Raw genomic sequence first — 24150 nt, forward strand, 5'->3', positions numbered from 1 at the left:
CGCAGCCACGGCAAAGGGCCGGGCCCCGGGAAGAATCCCGGGGCCCGGCCCTCAGCCTGCCGACGGCTACGCGCTCAGAGAGCGCGAACCGCTCAGTTGTCGTCCTCGTCGATCAGGAACCCGCGCATCGGCGACGGCGCCTGCTGCATCGGCTGCGGCGCCTGCGGGCGGACCGGAGCCATCGGCTGCGTCATCGCGGGCGACATCTGCTGCTGGCCGCCGTACGAGGGGCCGCCCATGGACGGGTTGCCGCCCATCTGCTGGTTGCCGTGCCCACCGTGGTTGCCACCCATGGTGTGACCCATGGCACCGGCGCCGGCCGGGGCCAGCGAGGCCGACGGCGGCAGCGAAGCGGCTGCCGGGGTCCGCGGCGGAGCCAGCGAGTCGTCGGCCTGGGTCTCCAGCTGGCGCAGCTGGCTCTCCAGGTACGACTTCAGGCGGGTCCGGTACTCGCGCTCGAAGCCGCGCAGGTCCTCGACCTTGCGCTCAAGCGTCGCGCGGGCCGACTCGAGGGAGCCCATGGCCACGCGGTGCTTCTCCTGCGCGTCCCGCTCCAGCGCGTCCGCCTTGGCACGTGCGTCCCGCTCCAGGCCCTCGGCGCGGCTGCGCGCCTCGCCGACGATCTTGTTGGCCTCGGAACGGGCCTCCGCGATCGCCTGGTCTGCGGTCTGCTGAGCAAGGGAGAGGACACGGGCGGCACTGTCGCCACCGGGGCCCTGCTGCTGCATCTGCGGCGGCTGCATCTGCTGCATCTGCTGCATCTGCTGCATCTGCTGCTGCTGGGGGTGGCCACCCATGGGGCCGCCCTGCATCGGGCCGGGGCCGTGCTGGCCCTGCGGGCCGTGGCCGCCCTGGGGGCCATGGCCACTGGGACCGGCAGGCAGCTGCGGAGCACCACCGGGCAGCTGGGGGGGACCCATCTGCGGGGGCTGCTGCTGCACCGGCGGGCCAGATATGGCGGCGGGTACGGGGGAACCGGGGCGGTCCTGCTGCTCCGGCGGCTTGCGCATGCCCTGCTGCTGCTGGTTCTGCGCAGCGGCACGCGTGGCCGCGGCCAGCTTGGCGCGCAGGTCCTCGTTCTCACGGAGCAGACGAGTCAGTTCCGATTCGACCTCGTCGAGGAAGGCATCGACCTCGTCCTCGTCATAGCCTTCTCGGAGGCGGACGGTCGTGAACTGCTTGTTCCGCACGTCCTCGGGGGTCAGCGGCATCTCTTCTTCACCTCTACGTAGTCGTCGGCAGTCGGCAAGACCGTATCGTTCACACGCTGCTCGCAAGCTTGCCCACGATGCTGAGCAGGATGTAGACGATGATCATCAGAACGAAGAAGGACAGGTCAAGTGCCACGCCCCCGAGACGCAACGGTGGTATGAACCGCTTCAGAAGCTTCAGCGGTGGATCGGTGACAGTGTAAGTGCCCTCGAGAACGACCACCATCGCCTTGCCTGGGTGCCATGATCGTGCGAACTGGAACACATAGTCCATGACCAGCCGGAAGATCAGCACGATGAGGAAACACATCAGCGCGATATAGACCACATCCAGTGCGACGCCCATGTCCCGCGCTTCCCTCTCCCCTGGCTTTCGTAGCTCCGGCCTCCCGGCCGGTCACCGGCCTGACGGCCGGTTGATCCCTGTTCGTGTTCTCAGCTCTGGTTGAAGAACCCGCCCTCTGCGATGCGGGCCTTGTCCTCCGCCGTGACATCGACGTTAGCAGGCGACAACAGGAACACCTTCTGCGTCACCCTTTCAATGCTGCCATGGAGTCCGAAGACGAGGCCCGCGGCAAAGTCGACAAGTCGCTTCGCGTCCGTGTCGTCCATCTCCGTGAGGTTCATGATCACCGGAGTGCCCTCACGGAAGTGTTCCCCGATGGTACGGGCCTCGTTGTAGGTCCTGGGGTGCAGCGTGGTGATGCGGTAGGGCTCCCGCTCGGACACGACCTTGGGCATGATCACCGGTGCGTTCTTCTCCATGTTCGGGCGGTCAGGTGTGATGGATGCCACGGGGGCGATTCGGGCGGGTCGTCCGCTTTCCGCCGGGAGCTGAACCGGCTCACGTTGCGCGGGCGGCTGTACCACTCGTACCGGTTCGTCCCGTTCCCGCTCCACCTGATGCGCGGGCTGGTGCCGCCTCCGGTCCCGCTCCGGCTCCGGTTCGGGTTCGAATTCGTCGTCGGGGTCGAACCCCGGACCGTCGTACCCATCGTCCTCCACGAGGCCGAGGTAGACCGCCATCTTGCGCATCGCGCCGGCCATGCTCCGAGTCCTCCGCTCTGTGGTGGATCGGCATTCGTGTCACCAAGTGCCCGAGATCCACTCCGGCCTGCCCGCTCAGAGCGGGAATGACCATATTTTCTGCTGTGGTCCGACTTGCTTCGCGACGTTACCCGAGCCGGGGTCGGACTCCGAGTACCGCCGTACCGACGCGTACATGTGTCGCTCCGGCCGCCACCGCGTCCTCGAGATCCGCACTCATCCCTGCAGAGACCATGTTCGCAGCCGGATGGTTCCCGCGCAGGCGGGATGAGAATTCCATCAGCCGGTCGAACGCGGCCCGCTGCCTGCCCGCGTACGGCCCGGCGAGCGGGGCGACGGTCATCAGACCTCCCAGCCGGAGCCCCGGTGCCGCGTCCACCGCGGCGGCCAACTCCTCGATCGCGTCGGGTGCGACACCTCCCCGGTCACCGCGTTCGCCGCTCTCCGCGTCCAGGGCGACCTGGATGAGGCAGCCGAGTTCGCGGCCGCCCTTCACCGCCGCCGCCGACAGGGCGGTGACCAGTTTGACCCGGTCCACCGACTGCACCACGTCGGCATAACCGGCCACGGAACGAACCTTGTTCGTCTGCAACTGGCCGACAAAGTGCCATGTGAGCGACAGATCCGCACAAGCGTCAGCTTTCGGCGCCGCGTCCTGATCACGGTTCTCGGCGACCTGGCGCACACCGAGTTCGTGCAGGATCCGCACATCGCTCGCGGGGTAGGTCTTGGTGACCACGACGAGGGTCACTTCCTCCCGCTTGCGGCCTGCCGCGGCACAGGCGGAAACAATGCGTTCCTCCACCTGTGCCAGGTTTGCCGCGAGTTGAGACCTGCGATCCGTCATGTCCTATCAGTCCAACCAGACATATCCGGCGAGCCGCCCGGTGGTGCGGTCGCGGCGGTACGAGAAGTGGTCGCCGGATTCCAGGGTGCAGTGCGGCGAACCGTGGCGGTCGCTCACGCCGAGGGCGTCGAGCTGGGCGTGGACTCCCGCGGTGACGTCCACCGCCGGCGTCCCCCAGCCGGTCTCCGACCAGGAGGCGGGAACGGCCTGCGCGACCTCGGCGCGCATCTGCGCCGGGACCTCGTAGCACCGCCCGCAGACGGCCGGGCCGGTGCGGGCGACGATCCGGGACGGTTCGGCACCGAGAGCGGTCATCGCCTCGACGGCGGCGGGCACGACACCCGCGACCAGACCGGGCCTGCCCGCATGGACCGCGGCGATGACACCGGCGGCCGGATCGGCGAGCAGTACGGGCGTGCAGTCGGCGGTGAGCACCGCGAGCGGGAGACCGCGCCGGGCCGTCACCAGCGCGTCCACCGCGGGAATCCCGGTGGTGTCGCCCCAGGGCCCGTCGACGACGGCCACCTCGCGACCGTGCACCTGGTTCATCCAGACGACCTGCGCCGGGTCCAGACCGAGGGAACGGGCGGCGCGTCCGCGGTTCGCGCGGACGGCGGCGGGGTCGTCGCCGACCGCACCGCCGAGGTTGAGCTCCTCGTACGGAGCGGCGCTCACTCCGCCCCACCTGTCGGTGAAGGCGAAATGGGCGCCGCCCGTCGAGGACACTGCGGTCTTCACCGCGTGGTGCGGACCTATCACTTCAGGAAGTCCGGTACATCCAGCTCTTCGGCCTGGGTGTCCTGGTACGGACGGGCCGTCGGGACGTGCGGCGGGGAGACCGGCGGCAGCGAGCTCTCGTTCGCCACCGGTACCGGCTCGACCGGTGCCTGGGTCTCCTCGCGCGAGGGAACCGAGCCCAGTCCGCCCGTCTGGCGCACCGGTTCGGCGGCCCTGGCCGGCGGCGCCGACTCCTCACGCTTTCCGGCACCCGCTCCGAGAACCGTCTCGCGACGGGTCGGCGGCTGTCCGCCGTCGAAGCCCGCGGCGATCACGGTGACCCGCACCTCGTCGCCCAGCGCGTCGTCGATGACCGCACCGAAGATGATGTTGGCCTCCGGGTGGGCCGCCTCGCTCACCAGCTGCGCGGCCTCGTTGATCTCGAAGAGACCGAGGTCGCTGCCGCCGGAGATGGAGAGCAGGACACCGCGCGCGCCGTCGATGGACGCCTCGAGGAGCGGCGAGGAGATCGCCATCTCCGCGGCGGCCACCGCGCGGTCGTCGCCGCGGGCCGATCCGATACCCATGAGCGCCGACCCGGCCTCGGACATGACCGACTTGACGTCGGCGAAGTCGAGGTTGATCAGACCCGGGGTGGTGATGAGGTCGGTGATGCCCTGGACGCCCGAGAGCAGTACCTGGTCGGCCGACTTGAACGCGTCGAGCACGCTGACCTGGCGGTCCGAGATGGACAGCAGTCGGTCGTTGGGAATGACGATGAGGGTGTCGACCTCTTCGCGGAGCTCGGCGATGCCGTCCTCCGCCTGGTTCGCGCGCCGCCGGCCCTCGAACGTGAACGGGCGGGTGACCACACCGATCGTCAGGGCGCCCAGCGAGCGGGCGATGTTGGCCACGACGGGTGCGCCGCCGGTGCCGGTGCCGCCACCTTCTCCGGCGGTGACGAAGACCATGTCGGCCCCCTTGAGGACCTCCTCGATCTCCTCACGGTGGTCCTCTGCCGCCTTTCGACCGACGGCCGGGTTCGCCCCGGCGCCGAGGCCACGGGTGAGTTCACGGCCGACGTCGAGCTTGACGTCGGCGTCGCTCATCAACAGTGCTTGCGCATCGGTGTTGATCGCGATGAACTCGACGCCCTTGAGGCCGACCTCGATCATTCGGTTGATGGCATTGACACCACCGCCGCCGACACCGATGACCTTGATGACTGCGAGGTAGTTCTGCGGTGCTGCCACGTCGAAGGCCTCTCGCCTCGAGTTACGTGTCGTCGCTTGGCGGTAGTCCCGCCGCGACGACGGATGCCGATTGGGACGGTCCGGACGCCGACCCGAACCCTAACGTTGAAGTTTAGGGTTACCAGTGTGTCTGCTTCTTGGACTCTTCCGAACAGGACACTAAGTCGACAAGTGGCGCACGTTCAACGAACACGCCGAACCTCCCGTTTTTCTTTTCACCCTATGTGATCACCCGTAGCGATGACCAACCAGGGTGCTGGCCAGGCCAAATGTGCGTCAACTCTTCGATACGGCCGGGGCGGTGGGTGCACTCACGTCGAAGTGCCCCGCTTTGGGCGCCGCATTCATGAGTGCGGTGAGGACTCGCGCCTTCACGGGCCCTTCTTCGGCGCTGCCCCACATCACCGTGCGCCCCCGGGTCAGTTCCAGGACGACGGAGTCGTACGACGAGATCCGTACGGCCTTCGTCTCCCCGGCCAGACGCGTCGGAAGGCCGCCCGCGACCCGGACCGCCTCCCGCAACAGACGGTCACTGCCGAAGCGGCGCAGGCTCGGCGACCGGTCGGATTCCAGTTCCAGCAGGGGCACGTGTCGCGGCGCTTCGTCCACCGTTGCGAAGCGCACGCCTTTCGCGTCCACTTCAATGAACTTTGCGCCCTTTTTCACCAACAGAACCGGCTTCCGTTCGGTCACTTTAAGTCCGATGCCGTGTGGCCATGACCGTACGACATCCACCGAGTCGATACGAGGCAACTTCTGGCGCAACCTGTCCGCCATGGCTTCGGTGTCCACGGAAATCAGCGGAGCGCCGACCGGAGCCGCCGCGGCTGCCTCCACCTCGGCCCGCGTCAGGACGTCCGTACCGGTGGTCGTCACCTGTTCCAGGCGCAGCCAGGAAGAGCCGTAGAGCACCCAGATTCCGCCTGCCGCGATCAGCGCCGCGACAACTGCGGCCAGGACCAGTCGCGTACGGCCGGTCAGCCGCCGCCCCTCGGGGCGGATGTGCGGCGGGCGGGCCGGAGTGTCGGCACGCTTGGCTGCGCCGCGCTGGGCGGTCGTCGGTCCGGCCACGCTCGCTCCTTCACCGGACCCGGGGCACGCGCCCCGGGTCCGCACCGCCTCACGCCTTGCGGCGTGCGGCAATCGCCTCGTACACCATGCCGACGAGCAGGTCGTCGGCGTCTCTGCGCCCGAACTCCGCGGCGGAACGGGACATCTCGTACAACCGGTGCGGATCCGACAGCACCGGAAGGACGTTGCCCTGCACCCACTCCGGGGTGAGCAGCGCGTCGTCCACCAGGAGACCGCCGCCCGCGTTGACCACGGGCTGGGCGTTGAGCCGCTGTTCGCCGTTGCCGATCGGCAGCGGGACGTAGGCGGCGGGCAGCCCGACGGCGGAGAGTTCGGCGACGGTCATCGCGCCGGCGCGGCAGAGCATCATGTCGGCCGCGGCGTACGCGAGGTCCATCCGGTCCACGTACGGTACCGGGATGTAGGGCGGCATCCCGGGCATGTTGTCGATGCGCGGCAATTCGTTCTTCGGGCCGACCACATGCAGGATCTGGATTCCGGACCGCTGGAGCAGCGGCGCGACCCGCTGGACCACCTCGTTGAGGTGGCGCGCGCCCTGCGAGCCGCCGGAGACCAGCAGCGTCGGCAGGTTGGGGTCGAGCCCGAAGGCCGCACGCGCCTCAGGGCGGGCCCGGGCACGGTCGAGGGTGGCGATGGTGCGCCGCAGCGGGATGCCGATGTAGCGGGCACCACGCAGCTTGCTGTCGGGGGTGGAGACGGCGACCCCGTGCGCGTAGCGCGAACCGATCTTGTTGGCCAGGCCCGGCCGGGCGTTGGCCTCGTGGACGACGATCGGCACCCCTGCCCGCTTGGCGGCGAGGTAGCCGGGCAGGGCGACGTAGCCGCCGAAGCCGACCACGCAGTCCGCCTTGGTGCGTTCCAGGATCTGCTCGGCCGCCTTGATGGTGCCGCGCAGCCGCCCCGGGACGGTGATCAGCTCAGGTGTGGGCTTGCGCGGCAGCGGCACGGCAGGGATCAGTGCCAGCTCGTACCCCCGCTCGGGTACGAGCCTGGTCTCGAGTCCGCGTTCCGTGCCGAGGGCAGTGATTCCCACGGTCGGGTCCTGCCTGCGCAGGGCGTCTGCGAGGGCAAGCGCGGGCTCGATGTGGCCGGCGGTCCCCCCACCGGCGAGTACGACATGCACCGAAATTCACCGCTCTCCGGACGGACGCTTCGTGACGCGCCGTCTCATCGTCTTCCATCTCACCCCGGGCCTCCGCATGGCCAGGGCCGCTTTCGCGGCGGGTTCCTCTCGCGCGAACGCGATCAGCAGCCCGACGGCGAACATGGTCGGCAGCAGGGCCGAACCTCCGTAGGAGAACAGCGGCAGCGGGACACCGGCGATCGGCAACAGGCCGAGCACCGCACCGATGTTGATCACGGCCTGCGCCGTGATCCAGGTGGTCACGCCTCCCGCTGCGTACCTCACGAAGGGGTCCTCCGTGCGTCCGGCCACGCGGATACCCGCATAGCCTAGGGCCGCGAACAGGGCGAGCACCGACAGCGTCCCCGCCAGACCCAGTTCCTCCCCGGTGATGGCGAAGATGAAGTCCGTGTGCGGTTCGGGGAGTTGACCCCATTTTTCCACACTCGCACCCAGCCCGGAACCGAACCATCCGCCGGAGGCCAGGGCATAGATTCCGTGCACCGCCTGCCAGCAGGAGTCGCCGGGACCCGGCTCGGAGGCACCGATGCAGCCGAGCCGTGACATCCGGTTGGGGCTGGTCTTGATCAGGACGAAGCCGATGAGCCCGGCGAAGGCGAGCACCCCGGCGAAGAGCCGGGTCGGAGCACCTGCCAGCCAGAGCAGGCCGAACAGGATCGCGGTGAGAATGATCGCAGTTCCCATGTCGCCGCCGAGCATGATCAGCCCGAGCAGCATGAAGGCGACGGGGACGAGCGGCACCAGCATGTGCTTCCACTGCGTCAGGAGCCGTTTGTCCTGTTTGCGGGCGATCAGGTCGGCGCCCCACAGAACGAGGGCGAGTTTGCCGAACTCGCTGGGCTGGAGCTGGAAGGGACCGCCCAGGTAGAGCCAGTTCTGGTTGCCGTTGACCGACATCCCTATCCCCGGAACCTGCACGAGCACCATCAGGAAGACGGATCCCATGAGGAGCGGGTAGGCCAGTGCCCTGTGCAGTTTGACGGGCATCCTGGAGGCCATCAGCAACAGCCCGGCCCCGATGACGGCGGCGAGGAACTGCTTCCGGAAGAAGTACGTACCGGGTTTGGCGAGCTCGAGCGCCTTGATCATGGAGGCGGAGTAGACCATGACGAGCCCGAGAACCGTGATCAGCAGGCTGGAGCCGAGGATCAGGTAGTACGCGGTCAGGGGGCGGTCCCAGGCCCTCCGCGCCTGCTCGTACATCCGCCGCACGGCGGCGAAGCGGGGCGGCCGGGACCCCGTGCCCGATCCGGCGCCACCGCTGCGGGGCACGGCGGGCCGCCGGGAGCCGACGGCCGGCCGGCTGCGCAGCGCGAGTCCGGGGGGCTGCGCGAGTCCGGAGGGCAGCCCGGGGCCACCGACGGCCGGCCGGGCGAGCAGGGGCGGGCTGAACGCCCGGCTGATCGCGGCGGTCACCCGTGAGCGGTCCGCTCCGCGCGGGGCTGGGCTCTCGTGGGCCGGCATTGTCGCTGTCCCCTCCACTGCTCGTGCCCGGGGCTGTTACCGGGGCGCCGGGGCCCGCGGCGGTGCCGCTCGCGCCCCGGGACTCCGGGACGGTACGACGCGGAGGCCGGGCCTGTCAGGCGCTCTCGGCGACGAGTTGGCGGACCGCGTCCGCGAACGCCTCGCCCCGCTTGTTGTAGTTGACGAACATGTCCATCGAGGCGCAGGCCGGTGCCAGCAGTACGGTGTCGCCCGGCCGGGCGAGACGTGCCGCTTCCCGGACCGCTTCGGACATCGCCCCAGTGTCGGTCCGGTCGAGGTCGACGACCGGTACCTCGGGGGCGTGTCGCGCCAGGGCTTCGCGGATCAGCGCCCGGTCGGCACCCATCAGTACGACGCCCCTCAGGCGCTTGGCCGCCCCGGTCACGAGCTCGTCGAAGGTGGCGCCCTTGGCAAGGCCGCCGGCGATCCAGACGATCGGGTCGTAGGCGGCGAGGGAGGCTTCCGCGGCGTGGGTGTTGGTCGCCTTGGAGTCGTCGATGTAGGTGACCTCGTCGACGTCCGCGATGTGCTCGATGCGGTGGGCGTCGGGGCGGAAGGCCCGCAGGCCGTCGCGTACGGCGGCCGGCTCCACGCCGAAGGCGCGGGCGAGGGCCGCGGCGGCCAGGGCGTTGGCGATGTTGTGCGGGGCCGGCGGGTTGACGTCGGAGACCTCGGCGAGCTCCTGCGCCTGCTTCTGGCGGTTGGCCACGAAGGCCCGGTCGACGAGGATGCCGTCCACCACGCCGAGCTGCGAGGGACCCGGCGTACCGAGGGTGAAGCCGATCGCCCGGCAGCCCTCCTCCACGTCGGCCTCGCGCACCAGGTCCTCGGTGGCGCCGTCCTGTGCGTTGTAGACGCAGGCGACGCTGTTGCCCTCGTAGATCCGGCCCTTGTCGGCGGCGTAACCGGACATGGAGCCGTGCCAGTCGAGGTGGTCCGGGGCCAGGTTGAGCACGGCCGCGGAGTGGGCGCGCAGGGAGGGCGACCAGTGGAGCTGGTAGCTGGAGAGTTCGACGGCGAGCACGTCGTACGTCTCCTCGCCGAGGACCGCGTCCAGGAGGGAGACGCCGATGTTGCCGACCGCGGCGGTGCGCAGCCCGGCCGCCTCCAGGATCGAGGCGAGCATCCGCACGGTCGTGGTCTTGCCGTTGGTTCCGGTGACCGCGAGCCAGGGTGCGGCATCGGGCCCCCGCAGCCGCCAGGCGAGTTCGACGTCACCCCAGACGGGGACGTCCGCCTCGGCGGCTGCCAGGAAGAGCGGCTTGTCGGGCTTCCAGCCGGGGGCCGTGACGATGAGCTCGGTGGACTCGGGCAGGGTGGCCCCGTCGCCGAGGCGCACGGTGATGCCGAGCGCCTCCAGTTCCGCCGCCTGGGCGCGGGAGCGCTCGTCGTCGCCGTCGTTGACGACGGTGACCAGCGCCCCGCGCTCGTGCAGGGCGCGGGCGGCGGGGATACCGCTGACGCCCAGTCCCGCGACGGTGACGTGCTTGCCCTGCCAGTCCGCGTTGCTCACTTCTTGGCTGCCCATCCTGCGTAGAAGAGGCCGAGTCCGACGATCACGCACATGCCCTGGATGATCCAGAAGCGGACCACGACAAGGACTTCGGACCACCCCTTGAGTTCGAAGTGGTGCTGGAGCGGTGCCATCCGGAAGACCCGCTTGCCGGTCATCTTGAACGAGCCGACCTGGATGACCACGGACATCGTGATCATCACGAAGAGGCCGCCGAGGATGGCGAGCAGGAACTCGGTGCGGGAGCAGATCGCGAGGCCCGCGAGCGCTCCGCCGAGGGCGAGCGAACCGGTGTCGCCCATGAAGATCTTCGCGGGCGAGGTGTTCCACCACAGGAAGCCGAAGCAGGCGCCCATGAGTGCCGAGGCGACGACCGCGAGGTCGAGTGGGTCGCGTACCTCGAAGCACGCTTCGGGGTTGGTCAGGGTGTTCGCGTTGGCGCAGGACTCCTGGAACTGCCACAGTCCGATGAAGGTGTACGCGCCGAAGACCATCACCGAGGCGCCGGTGGCCAGGCCGTCCAGGCCGTCCGTCAGGTTCACGCCGTTGGACATGGCGAGAATCATGAACAGCGCCCAGACGCAGAACAGCACCGGCCCGATGGACCAGCCGAAGTCCTCGACGAACGAGAGCTTGGTGGATGCCGGGGTGTTGCCGCGGATGTCCGCGAACTGCAGGGAGAGCACCGCGAAGGAGATGCCGACGATCAGCTGGCCGGCCATCTTCGCCTTGGCCCGCAGACCCAGCGATCGCTGCTTGACGATCTTGATGTAGTCGTCGAGGAAGCCGACGAGGCCCATCCCCGCCATCAGGAAAAGGACGAGGACGCCGGAGAAGCGCATCTCCTCGCCGGTGATCACCTTCGCCAGGACGTACGCGATGATCGTCGCCAGGATGAAGGCGATACCACCCATGGTGGGCGTGCCCTGTTTGCTGCCGTGGGACCGCGGGCCGTCGTCCCGGATGAACTGCCCGTAGCCCTTGCGGGCCAGGAGCTTGATCAGCAGCGGAGTGCCGACCAGGGTCAGGAAGAGCCCTATGGCCCCTGCGAAGAGGATCTGCCTCATCGGACGGCGACCTCGCCCTCGGTCGCGTTCTCCAGCAGTGCCAGGGCGACCTTCTCCAGGCCGACCGACCGGGACGCCTTCACCAGCACGACGTCTCCCGGGCGCAGTTCACTGCGCAACAGGTCGACGGCCGCCTGTGCGTCGGACACGTGCACCGACTCCTCACCCCACGAACCCTCGTTATATGCGCCCAGTTGCAGCCAGGAGGCTTCTCTTCCTCCGACAGCGACGAGCTTGCTGACGTTGAGCCGGACGGCAAGCCGTCCGACAGCGTCGTGCTCGGCGAGCGACGCGTCGCCGAGCTCGGCCATCTGACCGAGCACCGCCCACGTACGTCCCCCTCCTGCCCGTGAGGCTCTGCCCATGGCAGCCAGCGCACGCAGTGCGGCTCTCATGGATTCGGGGTTCGCGTTGTAGGCGTCATTGACGACCGTCACACCGTCCGGACGCTCGGTGACCTCCATGCGCCAGCGGGAGAGGGTGCCCGCCCCGGAGAGCGCCTCGGCGATCTCAGTCACGGACATGCCCAACTCATGGGCGACGGCGGCCGCGGCGAGCGCGTTCGACACGTGGTGCTCACCGTACAGGCGCAAGGTCACGTCGCTGCACCCGGTGGGTGTGTGGAGCGCGAAAGCGGGACGGCCGTCGTCCGTGAGCCGGACGTTCTCTCCCCGTACGTCCGCATCCGGGGCTTCTCCGAAGAGGATCACCCGCGCTTTTGTACGGGCGGACATGGCCCGCACGAGCGGATCGTCGGCGTTGAGCACGGCGACTCCGTCCTCGGGGAGGACCTCCACGAGCTCGCCCTTGGCCTGGGCGATCGCCTCCCGGCTGCCGAACTCGCCGAGGTGGGCGGTTCCCACGTTGAGGACCAGGCCGATCCTCGGCGGGGTGAGGCCGGCGAGGTAGCGGATGTGGCCGATTCCGCGGGCGCCCATCTCCAGGACGAGGTGTCGGGTCTCGGCGGTGGAGCGCAGCGCGGTGAGCGGCAGTCCGATCTCGTTGTTGAACGAGCCGAGGGTCCAGACGGTGGGTGCCTTGTGCTCGAGGAGCTGGGCGATCAGGTCCTTGGTGGACGTTTTTCCGGCCGAGCCGGTGAGCGCCACGACGGTCGTCCCGAGGCGCTCGACGACCGCACGGGCGAGCGTGCCGAGCGCCGACACGACGTCGTCGACGACGATCGCCGGGACACCGACGGGGCGGGCGGCGAGCACCGCTACCGCGCCCGCCTCGACGGCGCGCTGCGCGTAGTCGTGCCCGTCGACCCGCTCGCCGGCGAACGCGGCGAACAGGGAGCCCTCCTCCACCTCTCGGGAGTCGATGACGACGGGGCCGGTGACGGTGAGGGCCCGGTCCGGTATGTCGTGCGGCTGCCCGCCGACGATTTCGGCGATCTCGGCGAGTGAAAGGGCGATCACTTGGTCATCCCTGACTGTTGTTCTCGTGGGTGTGTGCGGCGCCCGCGCGTCCCATGGAGCGCTCGATGGCCTCGCGCAGGACCTGGCGGTCGTCGAAGGGGCGTACCACTCCGTGGATGTCCTGTCCCTGCTCGTGTCCCTTTCCGGCCACCAGTACGGTGTCGCCGGGTTCGGCGCGGGCCACCGCCGCGGCGATGGCGGCGGCGCGGTCCGCGTCGACGAGGACGTCGCCCCGTTCGTGGACGGGTACCTCCGCGGCGCCCGAGAGCATCGCGGCGAGGATGGCGAGGGGGTCCTCGGAGCGCGGGTTGTCCGAGGTCAGCACGGCGGTGTCGGCGAGCCGGGCCGCCGCCGCGCCCATCGGACCGCGTTTCGTCGTGTCACGGTCGCCGCCGCAGCCGAGCACGATGTGCACCCTGCCCTCGGTGACCTTCTGCAGGGAGCGCAGGACGGATTCGACGGCGTCGGTCTTGTGCGCGTAGTCGACGACCGCGAGGTACGGCTGTCCGGCGTCGACGCGTTCCAGCCGCCCCGGGACACCGGGGACCGCCGCGACACCGTCGGCGGCGATCTGCGGGTCGACGCCCGCGACGGCCAGGGTGACGATCGCGGCGAGGGAGTTGGCGACGTTGAACGGGCCGGGCAGCGGGGCTTTCGCGGTGATCTGCTCCCCCTTGGGGCCGATCACCGTGAAGGTGCTGCTCTGCGGGCCGACTTCGACGTCCTCGGCACGCCAGTCCGCGTCCGGGTGGCCCTCGGCGGAGAAGGTGACGACGGGGACGGTCGCCTCCGTGACCAGCCTGCGGCCGTACTCGTCGTCGAAGTTGACCACGCCGAGCCTGCTGCGCTGCGGAGTGAACAGCCTCGCCTTGGCCTGGAAGTAGTCCTCCATCCCGGAGTGGAACTCCATGTGCTCCGGGCTGAGGTTGTTGAACACGGCCACGTCGAAGACGCAGCCGTCGACCCGCCCGAGCACCAGGGCGTGGCTGGAGACCTCCATGGCGACCGCGTCGACACCGCGTTCGCGCATGACGGCGAACAGCGCCTGGAGATCGGTGGCTTCCGGGGTGGTGCGTTCCGACTTGATGCGCTCGTCGCCGATCCGCATCTCGACCGTGCCGATGAGGCCCGTACTGCGTCCGGCGCCGCGCAGACCCCCCTCGACCAGATAGGCCGTGGTGGTCTTGCCGGATGTTCCGGTGATGCCGATCTGCAGGAGACCGACGCCGGGCCGGCCGTAGATCTCGGCGGCGATGTCGCCCATCCGGCCGCGCGGGTCCTCGGTGACCAGGACGGGGATTCCGGTGGCGGCGGCGCGCTCGGCACCTGCCGGGTCGGTGAGGATCGCGGCCGCGCCGAGGCCTGCGGCCTGGGCGGCGAAGTCGGCGCCGTGGAAGCGGGCGCCGGGCAGGGCCGCGTACACGTCCCCGGGCCGCACGGCCCGGGAGTCGTGGGTGATACCGGTGACCTCACCGGATTCCTGCGGTCCGGCGCCGAGCCGGGCTGCCAGCTCTCCGAGGGAAGTCGGCCGGAGCCGGTCCGGTCGGGGCGCTCCCGGATAGTTCACAGGCGCGTCCTTCTGAGTGGTTTGGAACTGATCGGCGTGGGGCACGGCGGTGAGCGTACCGGGCGGACCCGGCCTCTCGCGAAGCGAGGGCCCAGGTTTGCGGTACTTCTCGTTCCGGTTCCGGTGATCCGGGGTGATCGTCGTCACTGAGGACATTCCGAGTCACTCGCCGGGCTTGAAGGACACCGGCAGCCTGGCGGGATCGCTGCCGGACGGTGCGGTCTGGAGCGTCTTCAGCGCGAACTCCATGACTTTCTTGTAGATCGGACCGCAGATCTGGCCGCCGAAGTAGCTGCCCCTGGTGGGGTTCTGGATGGCGCAGTAGACGGTGATCTGCGGGTCGTCGGCGGGGGCGAAGCCCGCGAAGGACGCCGTGTAGCCCTTGTAGATGCCGCGCACGGGATCCACACGGTTGGCCGTACCGGTCTTGCCCGCGACTCGGTAGCCCGGGATGTGCGCCTTCGTCCCGGTTCCCTCGCGGTCGTCGACCACGGACTCGAGCATGTTCGCCAGGGTCTTCGCCGTCTTCTCGCTGACCACCCGGGTCCGTTCGGGCGCGGCTCCAGCGGTGTAGCGGCCGTCCGCGCCCTTGGTCCCGCGGACGAGGGTCGGCTCGATCCTGACCCCTCCGTTGGCGATGGTCTGGTACACCGACGCCGCCTGCATGGCGTTGAGCGAGAGGCCCTGGCCGAACGGGATCGTGTACTGCTGCGAGGTGGACCAGTCGTGCGGCTTGGCGAGGATGCCCGGCGACTCGCCCGGGTAGTCCAGCCCCGTGGTGCTGCCGATGCCGAATTTGCGCAGGTACGAGTGGAGGACCTTGTTGGCCTCGGTCTGCGTCCTGCCGAGCTGTCCGGTGGCCAGGATCGTGCCGATGTTGCTCGACTTGGCGAGTACGCCGTTGAGCGTGAGGTACCAGGTGGGGTGGTCGATGTCGTCCCTGAACAGCCGGTCCCCCCGGTGCAGCCGGTTGGGGACGGTGACGTGGGTACCGGGGGTCGCGGCGCCCTCCTCCAGTACCGCGGCCATGGACATGACCTTGCTCGTGGACCCGGGCTCGTACACGTCCTGGAGCGCCGCGTTCCCGAGAGCCGCCGAGTTGACCTGCGAGAGGTCGTTCGGGTCGTAGCCGGGGGCGTTGGCCATGGCCAGCACCTCGCCGGTCCTCGTGTTCTGGACGATCACATAGCCGCGGTCCGCCCTGGACTTCTTCACCTGGTCGGCGATGGCCCGCTGGGCGGCCCACTGGATGTCGCGGTCGATCGTCAGCTCGATGTCGGTGCCCGCGACGGCCGGGATCTCCTTGGTACCCGCGGTCGGTACGGGGCGGCCGCCGGCCTGGGCGTACCGGATCTTGCCGTTCTCGCCCTCGAGCCGGCCGTTCAGCTGGGCTTCCAGTCCGCCGCCGCCCTTGCCCTCGGCGTTGACGAATCCCAGTATCCCGGCGGCGAGATCGCCGTTCGGGTAGACCCGCCTGGTGGTGGGCTCCTGGAGGACTCCGGCTAGGACGTTCGCTCCCGTGCCGCCGTCGGCCTTGTCCTTCGCCGCCTTCTCGGCGAACACGGACTTGAGGTCCTTGATCTGCTTCCAGACCTGCGGGGTCTGCCTGCGGGCCAGCACGGTGTAGCGGCTGTCGGGGGCCGAGAGCTTCTTCGTCAGTTCCGCGGCGTCCTTGCCGAGGATCGGGGCGAGCAGGGCCGCCGCCTGGTGCGGCGCGTCGGGGGCCTTGCTGTCCTCGGGGGTGAACAACTTGGGGTCGGCCGTGATGTCGTGCGCGTCGACGCTGGTCGCCAGGGCGATGCCGCTGCGGTCGGTGATCTCACCGCGCTCGGCGGCGATCGTGTACTCGAGATAGCGGTTCTTCTCCGCCTTGGCCGAGTACGTGCCGGCGTCGACCGCCTGCACCTGGAGCAGCCGGACGACGAACGCCAGCATGACGAGCGTCAGGCAGAGGCTGATCAGGCGCAGCCGTGGGCGCGGGCTGCCCAGGCGGATGGACTGCGGGGAGCCTCCGCGAGACGCCGTTCCCCGCGGGCGCCGCGACGACGGACGCGGGCGCCCGGCCCCGGGACGGGCGGAGGGCCGGGGGCGGCCGCTTCCGCCTGCCGCCTTACGGGGACGCGCGGGGCCGGGCACACGGCGGCGCGGCGGTTCCTTGGACGGCACTGCGTCACCTGCCGGAGCTCGTCGGGGGCAAAGTCGTGGGAGTCGCGGACGGCGGCGGGGCGGCTGCGGAACCGGAGGGAGACGGGGGTACGGACCCTGGCGGCGAGGCGGTCACCGGGGGCCGGCCCGCGCTGCCCGCCGGGCTCGTGTCCGGTTTCGGGGCTGCGGCGGGGGACAGCTCAGCGGTGACGCGCTCGGGAACGCCGCGGATGGTGCCGTCCGGGTTCAGGAACACGGGGCTGCCGCCGGGCACCATCCCGAGTTCCCGGGCGCGCCGTTCGAGCGCGTCCGGCTCCGAGTAGCTGTCGACGTCGCGCTGCAAGGCCTGCTGCTCGTCGGTGAGATCGGTGGTCTCCCGCTTCAGCTTGCTCAGCCTGAACGATCCTTCGTTGAGCGCCGAGTTCAGCAGGAGCAGCGAGATCAGGCCACCGGTGAGGAGCAGCACGACCAGCAGGACGAAGGGGGTACGGGCCGCCTTGCTCGGGCCCGACGGCATCAGCCGGGCGAGCCTTCCCGCCCGCCCCTTCAACTGCTCGGCCGCCTTGGTCACCGCAGTTCCCCCGCCTTCCCCGGTGTCTCCTCGGCCCTGTGGTGCGCGCTCATCGCTCCTCCGCGCGGATCCGCTGGGCGCCGCGCAACCGGGCGGGGGCGGCCCGCCGGTTCTCGGCGACCTCCTCCTCGGTGGGCAGCTCCGCTCCGCGGGTCAGCAGCTTCAGCCGGGGCTGGTAGCGCTCGGGTACGACGGGCAGACCGGGCGGCGCCGTGTTGGCCGCGCCGGCCGCGAAGACCTGCTTGACCAGCCGGTCCTCCAGCGAGTGGTACGAGAGGACGGCGATGCGGCCGTCCACCGCGAGGCTCCCCACAGCGGCCGGAACGGCTCGCTCCAGGACGGTGAGCTCCCCGTTGACCTCGATGCGCAGTGCCTGGAAGGTGCGCTTGGCCGGATTGCCTCCGGTGCGCTTGGCGGCCTGGGGCAGCGAGTCCCGGATGAGCTCCACGAGGCGGGCGCTGTTGGTGAACGGTTCCTTCTCGCGCTCGCGTACGACGGCGGAGACGATCCGCTTGGCCTGCTTCTCCTCGCCGTACGCGCGGAGGATCCGTACGAGCTCGCCCGGCGCGTAGGTGTTGAGCACCTCTGCCGCGCCGATGCCCGTCGTCTGGTCCATGCGCATGTCGAGCGGGGCGTCCTGGGCGTACGCGAACCCTCGGTCCGCCTCGTCCAGTTGCATGGAGGAGACGCCGAGGTCGAAGAGCACGCCCTGGACCTTGGGGACGCCGAGCCGGTCGAGCACCTCGGGCAGTTCGTCGTAGACGGCGTGGACCAGCGTGGCCCGGTCGCCGAACGGGGCGAGGCGCTCGCCGGAGAGCCGCAGCGCCTCCTTGTCGCGATCCAGCGCGATCAGCCGGACCGCCGGGAAGGCGGCGAGCAGGGCCTCGCTGTGCCCGCCGAGCCCGAGGGTGCAGTCCACGACCACCGGTGGCTGCGGTCCTGCCACCTCCAGAGCCGGGGCCAACAGGTCCAGGCACCGCTGGAGCATCACCGGGACATGTCGGGTCTGGCTCAATGCGCCCTCTCAGGCTCAGTCCCGTGTGGCCGCACGTGCGGTCTGGTCCCCGCCCGCTCGGAAGGGGAGGCCCGCCGGCGCCGGGGAAGGGGCGTCGGCCGACCGGCGAGCGGGAGAGGGCCGGGCCGCATGTACGCCGCACATCACGGGGAATTCGAAACGTGCTGAAATATGCAGAATGTGCAGGCGTGTCGGTAACTTCGCGTCACTTTAGTCCACCCTGCCATTCGATCGATTCACGATCAACGAACCGGACAGCGCGTCGCACCACCCTCTGCGGACCCGGGACTCACCCGTGCGGGTGCAGGACTGTGAGGTCTGTGGATTACCTCACAACAAGTCTCGTTGACGTTCTTTGTCCCCTTCCACAGCACGCCGATGGCGACCGTGACAGCTAACGTCGTATCCATGTCGACTTCCGCGCAGTCTTCCGCCGAGCCCATTGCTTCCACGACAGGGACGGCCCGTTCGGGCGGTACGGTCACCGACCGGCTGGTCGAAGCGAACGCCCGTTATGCGGACGAGTTCAGCGACCCCGGCATGGACGCGCGACCGGTGCTCCACGTCGCCGTCGTCGCCTGCATGGACGCCCGCCTCGACCTCCACAAGGCGCTCGGCCTGGAGCTCGGCGACTGCCACACCATCCGCAACGCGGGCGGTGTGGTCACGGACGACGTCATCCGGTCGCTGACCATCAGCCAGCGGGCGCTCGGCACCCGCAGCGTCATACTCATCCACCACACGAACTGCGGCCTCGAATCGCTCACCGAGGACTTCCGGCAGGAGCTGGAGCACGAGGTCGGGCAGCGGCCGGTCTGGGCGGTCGAGGCCTACAAGGACGCGGACCAGGACGTACGGCAGTCGATGCAGCGCGTGCGCACCTCGCCGTTCCTCCTGCACACGGACGACATCCGGGGGTTCGTCTTCGACGTGACGACCGGCCTGCTCCGCGAGATCCTTCCCGCCTCCTGACTCTCCGGCCCCGGCTCACCCATCGACATACGGGCCACACCCGACATATCGCGCCCACTTATCCACAGGCGAGTGACACGAAGCGGTAACGGCAACAAGAATGCGGGTGTGACACCTCTCCGGGTCTTCCGGAGAGTGTCCGTATTTCGGGGCGGGCCGGGCAGCTTTGCGTGTCGGCCCGTGCACAAGGGGCCGAGGAGGGCCGGGTGACGACCTATGACGATCGAGCGAGCCTCACAGATCTGACCACCACAGTGGAGCAGGTGCGCAGGTCGGTGGAAGGTGTGATCGAGGGCAAGCCTGAGGTCGTACGGCTTTCGCTGACCGTATTGCTCGCGGAGGGACACCTCCTCATCGAAGATGTGCCCGGGGTCGGCAAGACGATGCTGGCCAAGGCGCTGGCGCGGTCCATCGACTGCTCGGTGCGGCGTATCCAGTTCACGCCCGACCTGCTGCCTTCGGACATCACCGGGGTGTCGATCTTCGATCAGCAGCGACGGGACTTCGAGTTCAAGCCGGGCGCGATCTTCGCCCAGATCGTGATCGGCGACGAGATCAACCGAGCGTCGCCCAAGACCCAGTCCGCGCTGCTGGAGTCGATGGAGGAACGTCAGGTCACGATCGACGGCCAGACCTACGAACTGCCCAACCCGTTCATGGTGGTGGCCACCCAGAACCCGGTGGAGATGGAAGGCACCTATCCGCTGCCCGAGGCGCAGCGCGACCGGTTCATGGCCCGGGTGTCGATCGGTTACCCCAGCCCGGAGGCCGAGCTCCAGATGCTGGACGTACACGGCGGGGTCTCACCGCTGGACGACCTGCAGCCGGTGGCGCACGCCCACGACATCGTGAAGCTGATCGACGCGGTGCGCACGGTCCACGTGGCCGATTCCGTGCGCCGGTACGCGGTGGACCTCGTCGGGGCCACCCGTCAGCACCCGGATCTCAGACTCGGGGCCTCGCCCCGCGCCACCCTCCACCTCCTGCGTGCGGCGAAGGCCTCGGCGGCCCTCAGCGGGCGGGAATACGCCCTGCCGGACGACGTCCAGGCCCTCGCGGTGGCCGTGCTCGCGCACCGGCTGCTGCCCACGGCCCAGGCACAGCTCAACCGGCGCACGGCGGAGCAGGTCGTGCTGGAGATCCTTCAGCGCATCCCCGTGCCGACGTCCGGTGCCGTCACGGCTGCCCCGGCGGCGCCGCAGCACCAGCCCGGCCGCCCGGTCTACGGCCAGCCCGGCGTACGGCGGCTGTGATGGCGGCCGGGGTTCCCGGTCCCGTGGACGACGGCGACGACAAGGGCAGCCTGCGTGCGGCTCTGAACGGTCTGACGACACGGGGGCGGTCCTTCCTGGCCGCCGGTGTCGCCGCCGCGGTCTGCGCCTATGTGCTGGGCCAGGGTGACCTGCTGCGGGTCGGACTGCTGCTGGCGGTGCTGCCCCTGGTCTGCGTGACCGTGCTCTGCCGCACCCACTACCGGGTCGCGGGAAGCCGGCGGCTGGCGCCGTCCCGGGTGCCCACGGGCTCGGAGGCCCGGGTCCACCTGCGGATGGACAATCTGTCCCGGCTGCCCACGGGCCTGCTGATGCTCCAGGACCAGGTGCCGTACGTGCTGGGTCCCCGGCCCCGGTTCGTACTCGACCGGGTGGAGGCGGGCGGCAAGCGTGAGGTGTCCTACCGGGTCAGGTCCGATCTGCGCGGACGTTACCCGCTCGGTCCGCTGCAGTTGCGGCTCAGCGACCCGTTCGGGATGTGCGAGCTGACCCGTTCCTTCAGCGCGTACGACACCCTCGTCGTCATACCGCGCACCGAGGCACTGCCGACGCTGAGGCTGGCGGGCGAGGCCTCCGGGTACGGCGAGGGGCGGCAGCGTTCACTGGCGCTGGCCGGTGAGGACGACATCATTCCCCGCGGCTACCGGCACGGGGACGATCTGCGGCGGGTGCACTGGCGCTCCACCGCGCGCTACGGCGAGCTGATGGTGCGCCGCGAGGAGCAGCCGCAGCGGGCCAGGTGCACGGTTCTGCTGGACACCCGGCGGATCGCGTTCCGGGGGGCAGGTCCGGACTCCGCCTTCGAGTGGGCGGTGTCGGCGGCTGCCTCCTCTCTTGTGCACATGCTGGAGCGCGGCTTCGCCGTGCGTCTGCTGACGGACGACGGCGGTTCCGTGCCGGGCGAGGGCTCCGACGGATTCGCCGGGGCGACCCAGGGGTCCGCGGACTCGGCGGGGCTGATGATGGACACCCTCGCGGTCGTCGACCACTCCGACGGGGGCGGTCTGTCCCGCGCCTACGACGTGCTGCGCGGGGGCAACGAGGGTCTGCTGCTGGCGTTCTTCGGTGATCTGGACGAGGAGCAGACGGCGTTGGCTGCCCGTATGCGGCAACGCAGCGGCGCCGCTGTGGCGTTCGTGCTGGACAGTTCGGAATGGGTGCGCGACGGGGACAAGGTGCCTCCCGCGCCGGCCGACGACCGCTTGAGGTTGCTGCGCGAGGCGGGCTGGACCGCGGTGGCGGTGCCGGCCGGGGCGGAGTTCTCCCGGCTGTGGCAGCAGGCGGGCCGGCAGGACTCCGGCCCTCACCCGGCAGCGGCCGGCGGAACGACAGGGTTCTCTGGGGGATGGTCATGAGCGGTCGTACGCGGCTGACGCTGTGCGCCTTTGTGGCGACGCTGATGGCGGCGGGGGCTCTGCTGCCGCTGGTCGAGACGGCGAAGTGGCTCGTCCAGGCCGCTTTCCTGCTGGGGATCCAGAGCGGTGTGGGTGCGCTCACCCGCCGGGTGCCGCTCGCACGGATTCTGACGGTCTCCGCGCAGTTGCTGGTCACGCTGCTGCTGCTGACGATGGCCTTCGCCTCGGAGGAGGCGCTGTTCGGTCTGTTCCCCGGACCCGAGGCCGTGCAGCGGCTGGCGGACCTGCTGACGGCGGGCGCCGACGACGTCGGCCGGTACGCCATACCCGCTCCGGCGTCCGACGGCATCCGGTTGATGCTGATCGGCGGCGTGCTGCTGATCGGGCTCGCCGTGGATGCTCTCGCGGTGACCTTCCGTACCGCGGCGCCTGCCGGGCTGCCTCTGCTGGCGCTCTACTCGGTCGCGGCGGGGCTCAGCGACGGAGGAGCGGGCTGGCTCTGGTTCCTGCTCGCCGCGTGCGGCTATCTGCTCCTGCTGCTGGCCGAGGGCCGTGACCGGCTGTCCCAGTGGGGGCGGGTCTTCAGCGGTACGTCCCGCTCGTCGGGCGGTCTGGCGGCCGGGCTGGAAGGGCCTTCGGGCCCTCTGGCGCCGGTCCGCACGGGGCGTCGCATCGGTGCGGTGGCGCTGGGCATCGCCCTGGTGGTCCCTGCGGCGCTGCCCGCCCTGGACGGCGGGCTGCTGGGCGGCACGGGCGGCGGTACGGGCAAGGGCACCGGCGGGGGCACGATCTCCGCGGTCAACCCGCTGGTCTCGCTGCAGAACAACCTGAACCAGCCGGAGAACCGGCAGGTGATGTCGTACCGCACCGACTCGGCGAACCCCGAAGACTTCTATCTGCGCATCCAGGCCCTGGATCAGTTCAACGGGAGCGAGTGGCGGCCTTCGACCCGCCGTCTGAAGGATGTGCCCGACCGGTTGCCGCAGCCGGCCGGGCTGGGCTCCGACGTCGCCTTCACGGAGATCCTGACGAACATCTCCGCTTCGGGCTCGTACCGGCAGACGTATCTGCCGCTCCCTTATCCGGCGAGCGAGGTGGACATCAGCGGTCGCTGGCGGTTCGAACCGGAGGGACGCACCCTTGTCGGGGACGACGGCCAGACGACGCGAGGCGTCCGGTACGAGGTGAGCAGTCTGCTCGTGCAGCCGACGGCCGACCAGCTCGCCGGGGCGCTGGCTCCGCGTTCGGAGCTGGCGCGTGAGTACACCCGGGTGCCCGGCTCGCTGCCCGACGTGGTCCTGAAGACCGCCGAACGGGTGACGAAGGGGGCGGCCAACGGATACGAGCAGGCCGTCAAGCTCCAGGACTGGTTCGCGTCGGGGGGCGGTTTCCGTTACGACACGACGGTGACGTCGGGGACCGGCACGGCGGCGATCGAGCGGTTCCTCAAGGACAGGGAAGGCTTCTGCGTCCACTTCTCGTTCACGATGGCCGCGATGGCCAGGACGCTGGGCATTCCGGCGCGGGTCGCTGTGGGCTTCACACCCGGCACGGTCCAGGCGGACGGTTCCGTGTCGGTCGGGCTGCGTGATGCGCACGCCTGGCCGGAGCTGTATTTCGAAGGGGTGGGCTGGACCCGCTTCGAGCCGACCCCGTCCCGGGGCACCACCCCCTCGTACACCAGGCAGGACGTTTCCCCGGACGACACGAACGATCAGGCGCTGCCCTCCGCGGGTGCCTCCTCAGCGCCCACGGCCGCTCCGTCCGCCTCGGAATCGTGCCCGGCACAGATGCGCCGCCAGGGTGAGTGCGGTGCGTCGGCGGCTCCCGGTGCGCTGGACTCGGCCGATCCGGGGACGCCCACGGGAACCGTGGTTCTGGTGGTGCTGGGTGCCCTTCTGGTGCTCGTCATCCCGTTCCTGCCGATGCTCTGGCGTCTTCGGGCCCGTGCACGGCGGCTGGGCTCCTCCGGTGGCCGTACGCCCGCGGATGCCACGGCCAGGGTCATGGCCGCGTGGCGGGAACTCACGGACACGGCCTGGGACCACGGCATCGAACCCGACGAGTCGCAGACGCCGCGCAAGGCCGCGGCACGCCTCGTACGGCTGGGGAAGCTCACCGGCACGGCGGCGTCCGCGGCCCACCGGGTGGCGGGCGCGGTGGAGCAGGTGCTGTACGCGCCCGAGCCCCTGGCACCGGCCGGTTCGGCCGAGGACGTCCTGGCCGTCCAGGCGGGGCTGCGAGGCTCGGCCGGCCGCCTGGGACGGCTGCGCGCGACGGTCGCGCCACGTTCGGCCGTTCGGGTGATCTGGACGATTTCGGAACGCCGCGCGGCGTTCCGCCTGCGGTGGATGGACCGTCCTGGCCGGGAGCGCTGGGCCACCCGCCTGCGCCGCCCCTCCCGCCAGCAGGGCTGACCGCCGGGACCCGGACAAGGACCGGCGGCCCGGGGTCAGGCGG

At 70.2% G+C, this 24150-nt stretch carries 20 protein-coding genes; 4 read left to right on the plus strand and 16 right to left on the minus strand.

Translation table 11 applies throughout. From position 1 onward, the window contains the following. Nucleotides 1-92 precede the first annotated feature (92 nt). The 16 genes from OG844_RS09510 to rsmH all read right to left on the minus strand — a co-directional run bounded on the left by OG844_RS09510 (nucleotide 93) and on the right by rsmH (nucleotide 18092). Nucleotides 93-1211: a DivIVA domain-containing protein gene (locus tag OG844_RS09510; protein WP_406389440.1), complete on the minus strand. Its 1119-nt coding sequence runs from the start codon at nucleotides 1209-1211 to the stop codon at nucleotides 93-95. Between the two features lie 49 nt (nucleotides 1212-1260). Continuing rightward, nucleotides 1261-1557, minus strand: a complete 297-nt coding sequence (locus tag OG844_RS09515) for a YggT family protein (protein WP_329212022.1) — start codon at nucleotides 1555-1557, stop codon at nucleotides 1261-1263. A gap of 89 nt (nucleotides 1558-1646) precedes the next feature. After that, a complete protein-coding gene (locus OG844_RS09520) occupies nucleotides 1647-2258 on the minus strand; it encodes a cell division protein SepF (protein ID WP_056784116.1) in 612 nt (203 codons plus the stop codon). Between the two features lie 127 nt (nucleotides 2259-2385). Further along, a complete protein-coding gene (locus OG844_RS09525; protein ID WP_406389442.1) occupies nucleotides 2386-3105 on the minus strand; it encodes a YggS family pyridoxal phosphate-dependent enzyme in 720 nt (239 codons plus the stop codon). Between the two features lie 6 nt (nucleotides 3106-3111). Beyond that, a complete protein-coding gene (pgeF, locus tag OG844_RS09530) occupies nucleotides 3112-3864 on the minus strand; it encodes a peptidoglycan editing factor PgeF (protein ID WP_406389443.1) in 753 nt (250 codons plus the stop codon). Continuing rightward, nucleotides 3861-5075 (minus strand): cell division protein FtsZ, encoded by a 1215-nt coding sequence (ftsZ, locus tag OG844_RS09535; protein ID WP_406389444.1) that lies wholly within the window; start codon nucleotides 5073-5075, stop codon nucleotides 3861-3863. Before ftsZ ends, pgeF begins: the two co-directional genes overlap by 4 nt. Nucleotides 5076-5351: 276 nt before the next feature. After that, the gene (locus OG844_RS09540) at nucleotides 5352-6146 is read right to left on the minus strand and encodes a cell division protein FtsQ/DivIB (RefSeq protein ID WP_406389445.1); all 795 of its coding nucleotides are present in this window, start codon (nucleotides 6144-6146) and stop codon (nucleotides 5352-5354) included. 49 nt (nucleotides 6147-6195) lie between these two features. Beyond that, nucleotides 6196-7290, minus strand: coding sequence for an undecaprenyldiphospho-muramoylpentapeptide beta-N-acetylglucosaminyltransferase (gene murG / locus OG844_RS09545; RefSeq protein WP_406389446.1), 1095 nt, complete (start codon nucleotides 7288-7290; stop codon nucleotides 6196-6198). A gap of 6 nt (nucleotides 7291-7296) precedes the next feature. Further along, nucleotides 7297-8775, minus strand: coding sequence for a putative lipid II flippase FtsW (ftsW, locus tag OG844_RS09550; protein ID WP_406389447.1), 1479 nt, complete (start codon nucleotides 8773-8775; stop codon nucleotides 7297-7299). A 115-nt stretch (nucleotides 8776-8890) separates the two neighbouring features. Beyond that, the gene (gene murD, locus OG844_RS09555; RefSeq protein WP_406389448.1) at nucleotides 8891-10324 is read right to left on the minus strand and encodes a UDP-N-acetylmuramoyl-L-alanine--D-glutamate ligase; all 1434 of its coding nucleotides are present in this window, start codon (nucleotides 10322-10324) and stop codon (nucleotides 8891-8893) included. Continuing rightward, complete coding sequence (gene mraY, locus OG844_RS09560; protein WP_329212005.1) at nucleotides 10306-11376, minus strand: phospho-N-acetylmuramoyl-pentapeptide-transferase; 1071 nt, start codon at nucleotides 11374-11376, stop codon at nucleotides 10306-10308. Before mraY ends, murD begins: the two co-directional genes overlap by 19 nt. Next, the gene (murF, locus tag OG844_RS09565) at nucleotides 11373-12794 is read right to left on the minus strand and encodes a UDP-N-acetylmuramoyl-tripeptide--D-alanyl-D-alanine ligase (protein WP_406389449.1); all 1422 of its coding nucleotides are present in this window, start codon (nucleotides 12792-12794) and stop codon (nucleotides 11373-11375) included. Before murF ends, mraY begins: the two co-directional genes overlap by 4 nt. Nucleotides 12795-12798: 4 nt before the next feature. After that, nucleotides 12799-14508, minus strand: a complete 1710-nt coding sequence (locus OG844_RS09570; RefSeq protein WP_406389450.1) for a UDP-N-acetylmuramoyl-L-alanyl-D-glutamate--2,6-diaminopimelate ligase — start codon at nucleotides 14506-14508, stop codon at nucleotides 12799-12801. Between the two features lie 15 nt (nucleotides 14509-14523). Then, nucleotides 14524-16527, minus strand: coding sequence for a peptidoglycan D,D-transpeptidase FtsI family protein (locus OG844_RS09575; protein ID WP_406389451.1), 2004 nt, complete (start codon nucleotides 16525-16527; stop codon nucleotides 14524-14526). Between the two features lie 4 nt (nucleotides 16528-16531). After that, nucleotides 16532-17077 carry a septum formation initiator family protein gene (locus tag OG844_RS09580; protein ID WP_406389452.1) on the minus strand — a complete coding sequence of 182 codons (546 nt, stop codon included), beginning with the start codon at nucleotides 17075-17077 and terminating at the stop codon, nucleotides 16532-16534. Nucleotides 17078-17126: 49 nt separating this feature from the next. After that, nucleotides 17127-18092, minus strand: coding sequence for a 16S rRNA (cytosine(1402)-N(4))-methyltransferase RsmH (gene rsmH / locus OG844_RS09585; protein WP_406389453.1), 966 nt, complete (start codon nucleotides 18090-18092; stop codon nucleotides 17127-17129). A gap of 408 nt (nucleotides 18093-18500) precedes the next feature. Here rsmH and OG844_RS09590 point away from each other — a divergent pair, with 408 nt between their 5' ends. The 4 genes from OG844_RS09590 (at nucleotide 18501) to OG844_RS09605 (ending at nucleotide 24107) form a co-directional block, all read left to right on the plus strand. After that, complete coding sequence (locus tag OG844_RS09590; RefSeq protein ID WP_406389454.1) at nucleotides 18501-19064, plus strand: beta-class carbonic anhydrase; 564 nt, start codon at nucleotides 18501-18503, stop codon at nucleotides 19062-19064. Between the two features lie 206 nt (nucleotides 19065-19270). After that, nucleotides 19271-20317, plus strand: a complete 1047-nt coding sequence (locus OG844_RS09595) for an AAA family ATPase (RefSeq protein ID WP_406389455.1) — start codon at nucleotides 19271-19273, stop codon at nucleotides 20315-20317. Beyond that, the gene (locus OG844_RS09600) at nucleotides 20317-21690 is read left to right on the plus strand and encodes a DUF58 domain-containing protein (RefSeq protein ID WP_406389456.1); all 1374 of its coding nucleotides are present in this window, start codon (nucleotides 20317-20319) and stop codon (nucleotides 21688-21690) included. The genes OG844_RS09595 and OG844_RS09600 overlap by 1 nt, the downstream gene beginning before the upstream one ends. Next, nucleotides 21687-24107, plus strand: coding sequence for a DUF3488 and DUF4129 domain-containing transglutaminase family protein (locus OG844_RS09605; RefSeq protein ID WP_406389457.1), 2421 nt, complete (start codon nucleotides 21687-21689; stop codon nucleotides 24105-24107). The genes OG844_RS09600 and OG844_RS09605 overlap by 4 nt, the downstream gene beginning before the upstream one ends. Nucleotides 24108-24150 lie beyond the last annotated feature (43 nt).

It is taken from the genome of Streptomyces sp. NBC_00887 (assembly GCF_045207585.1).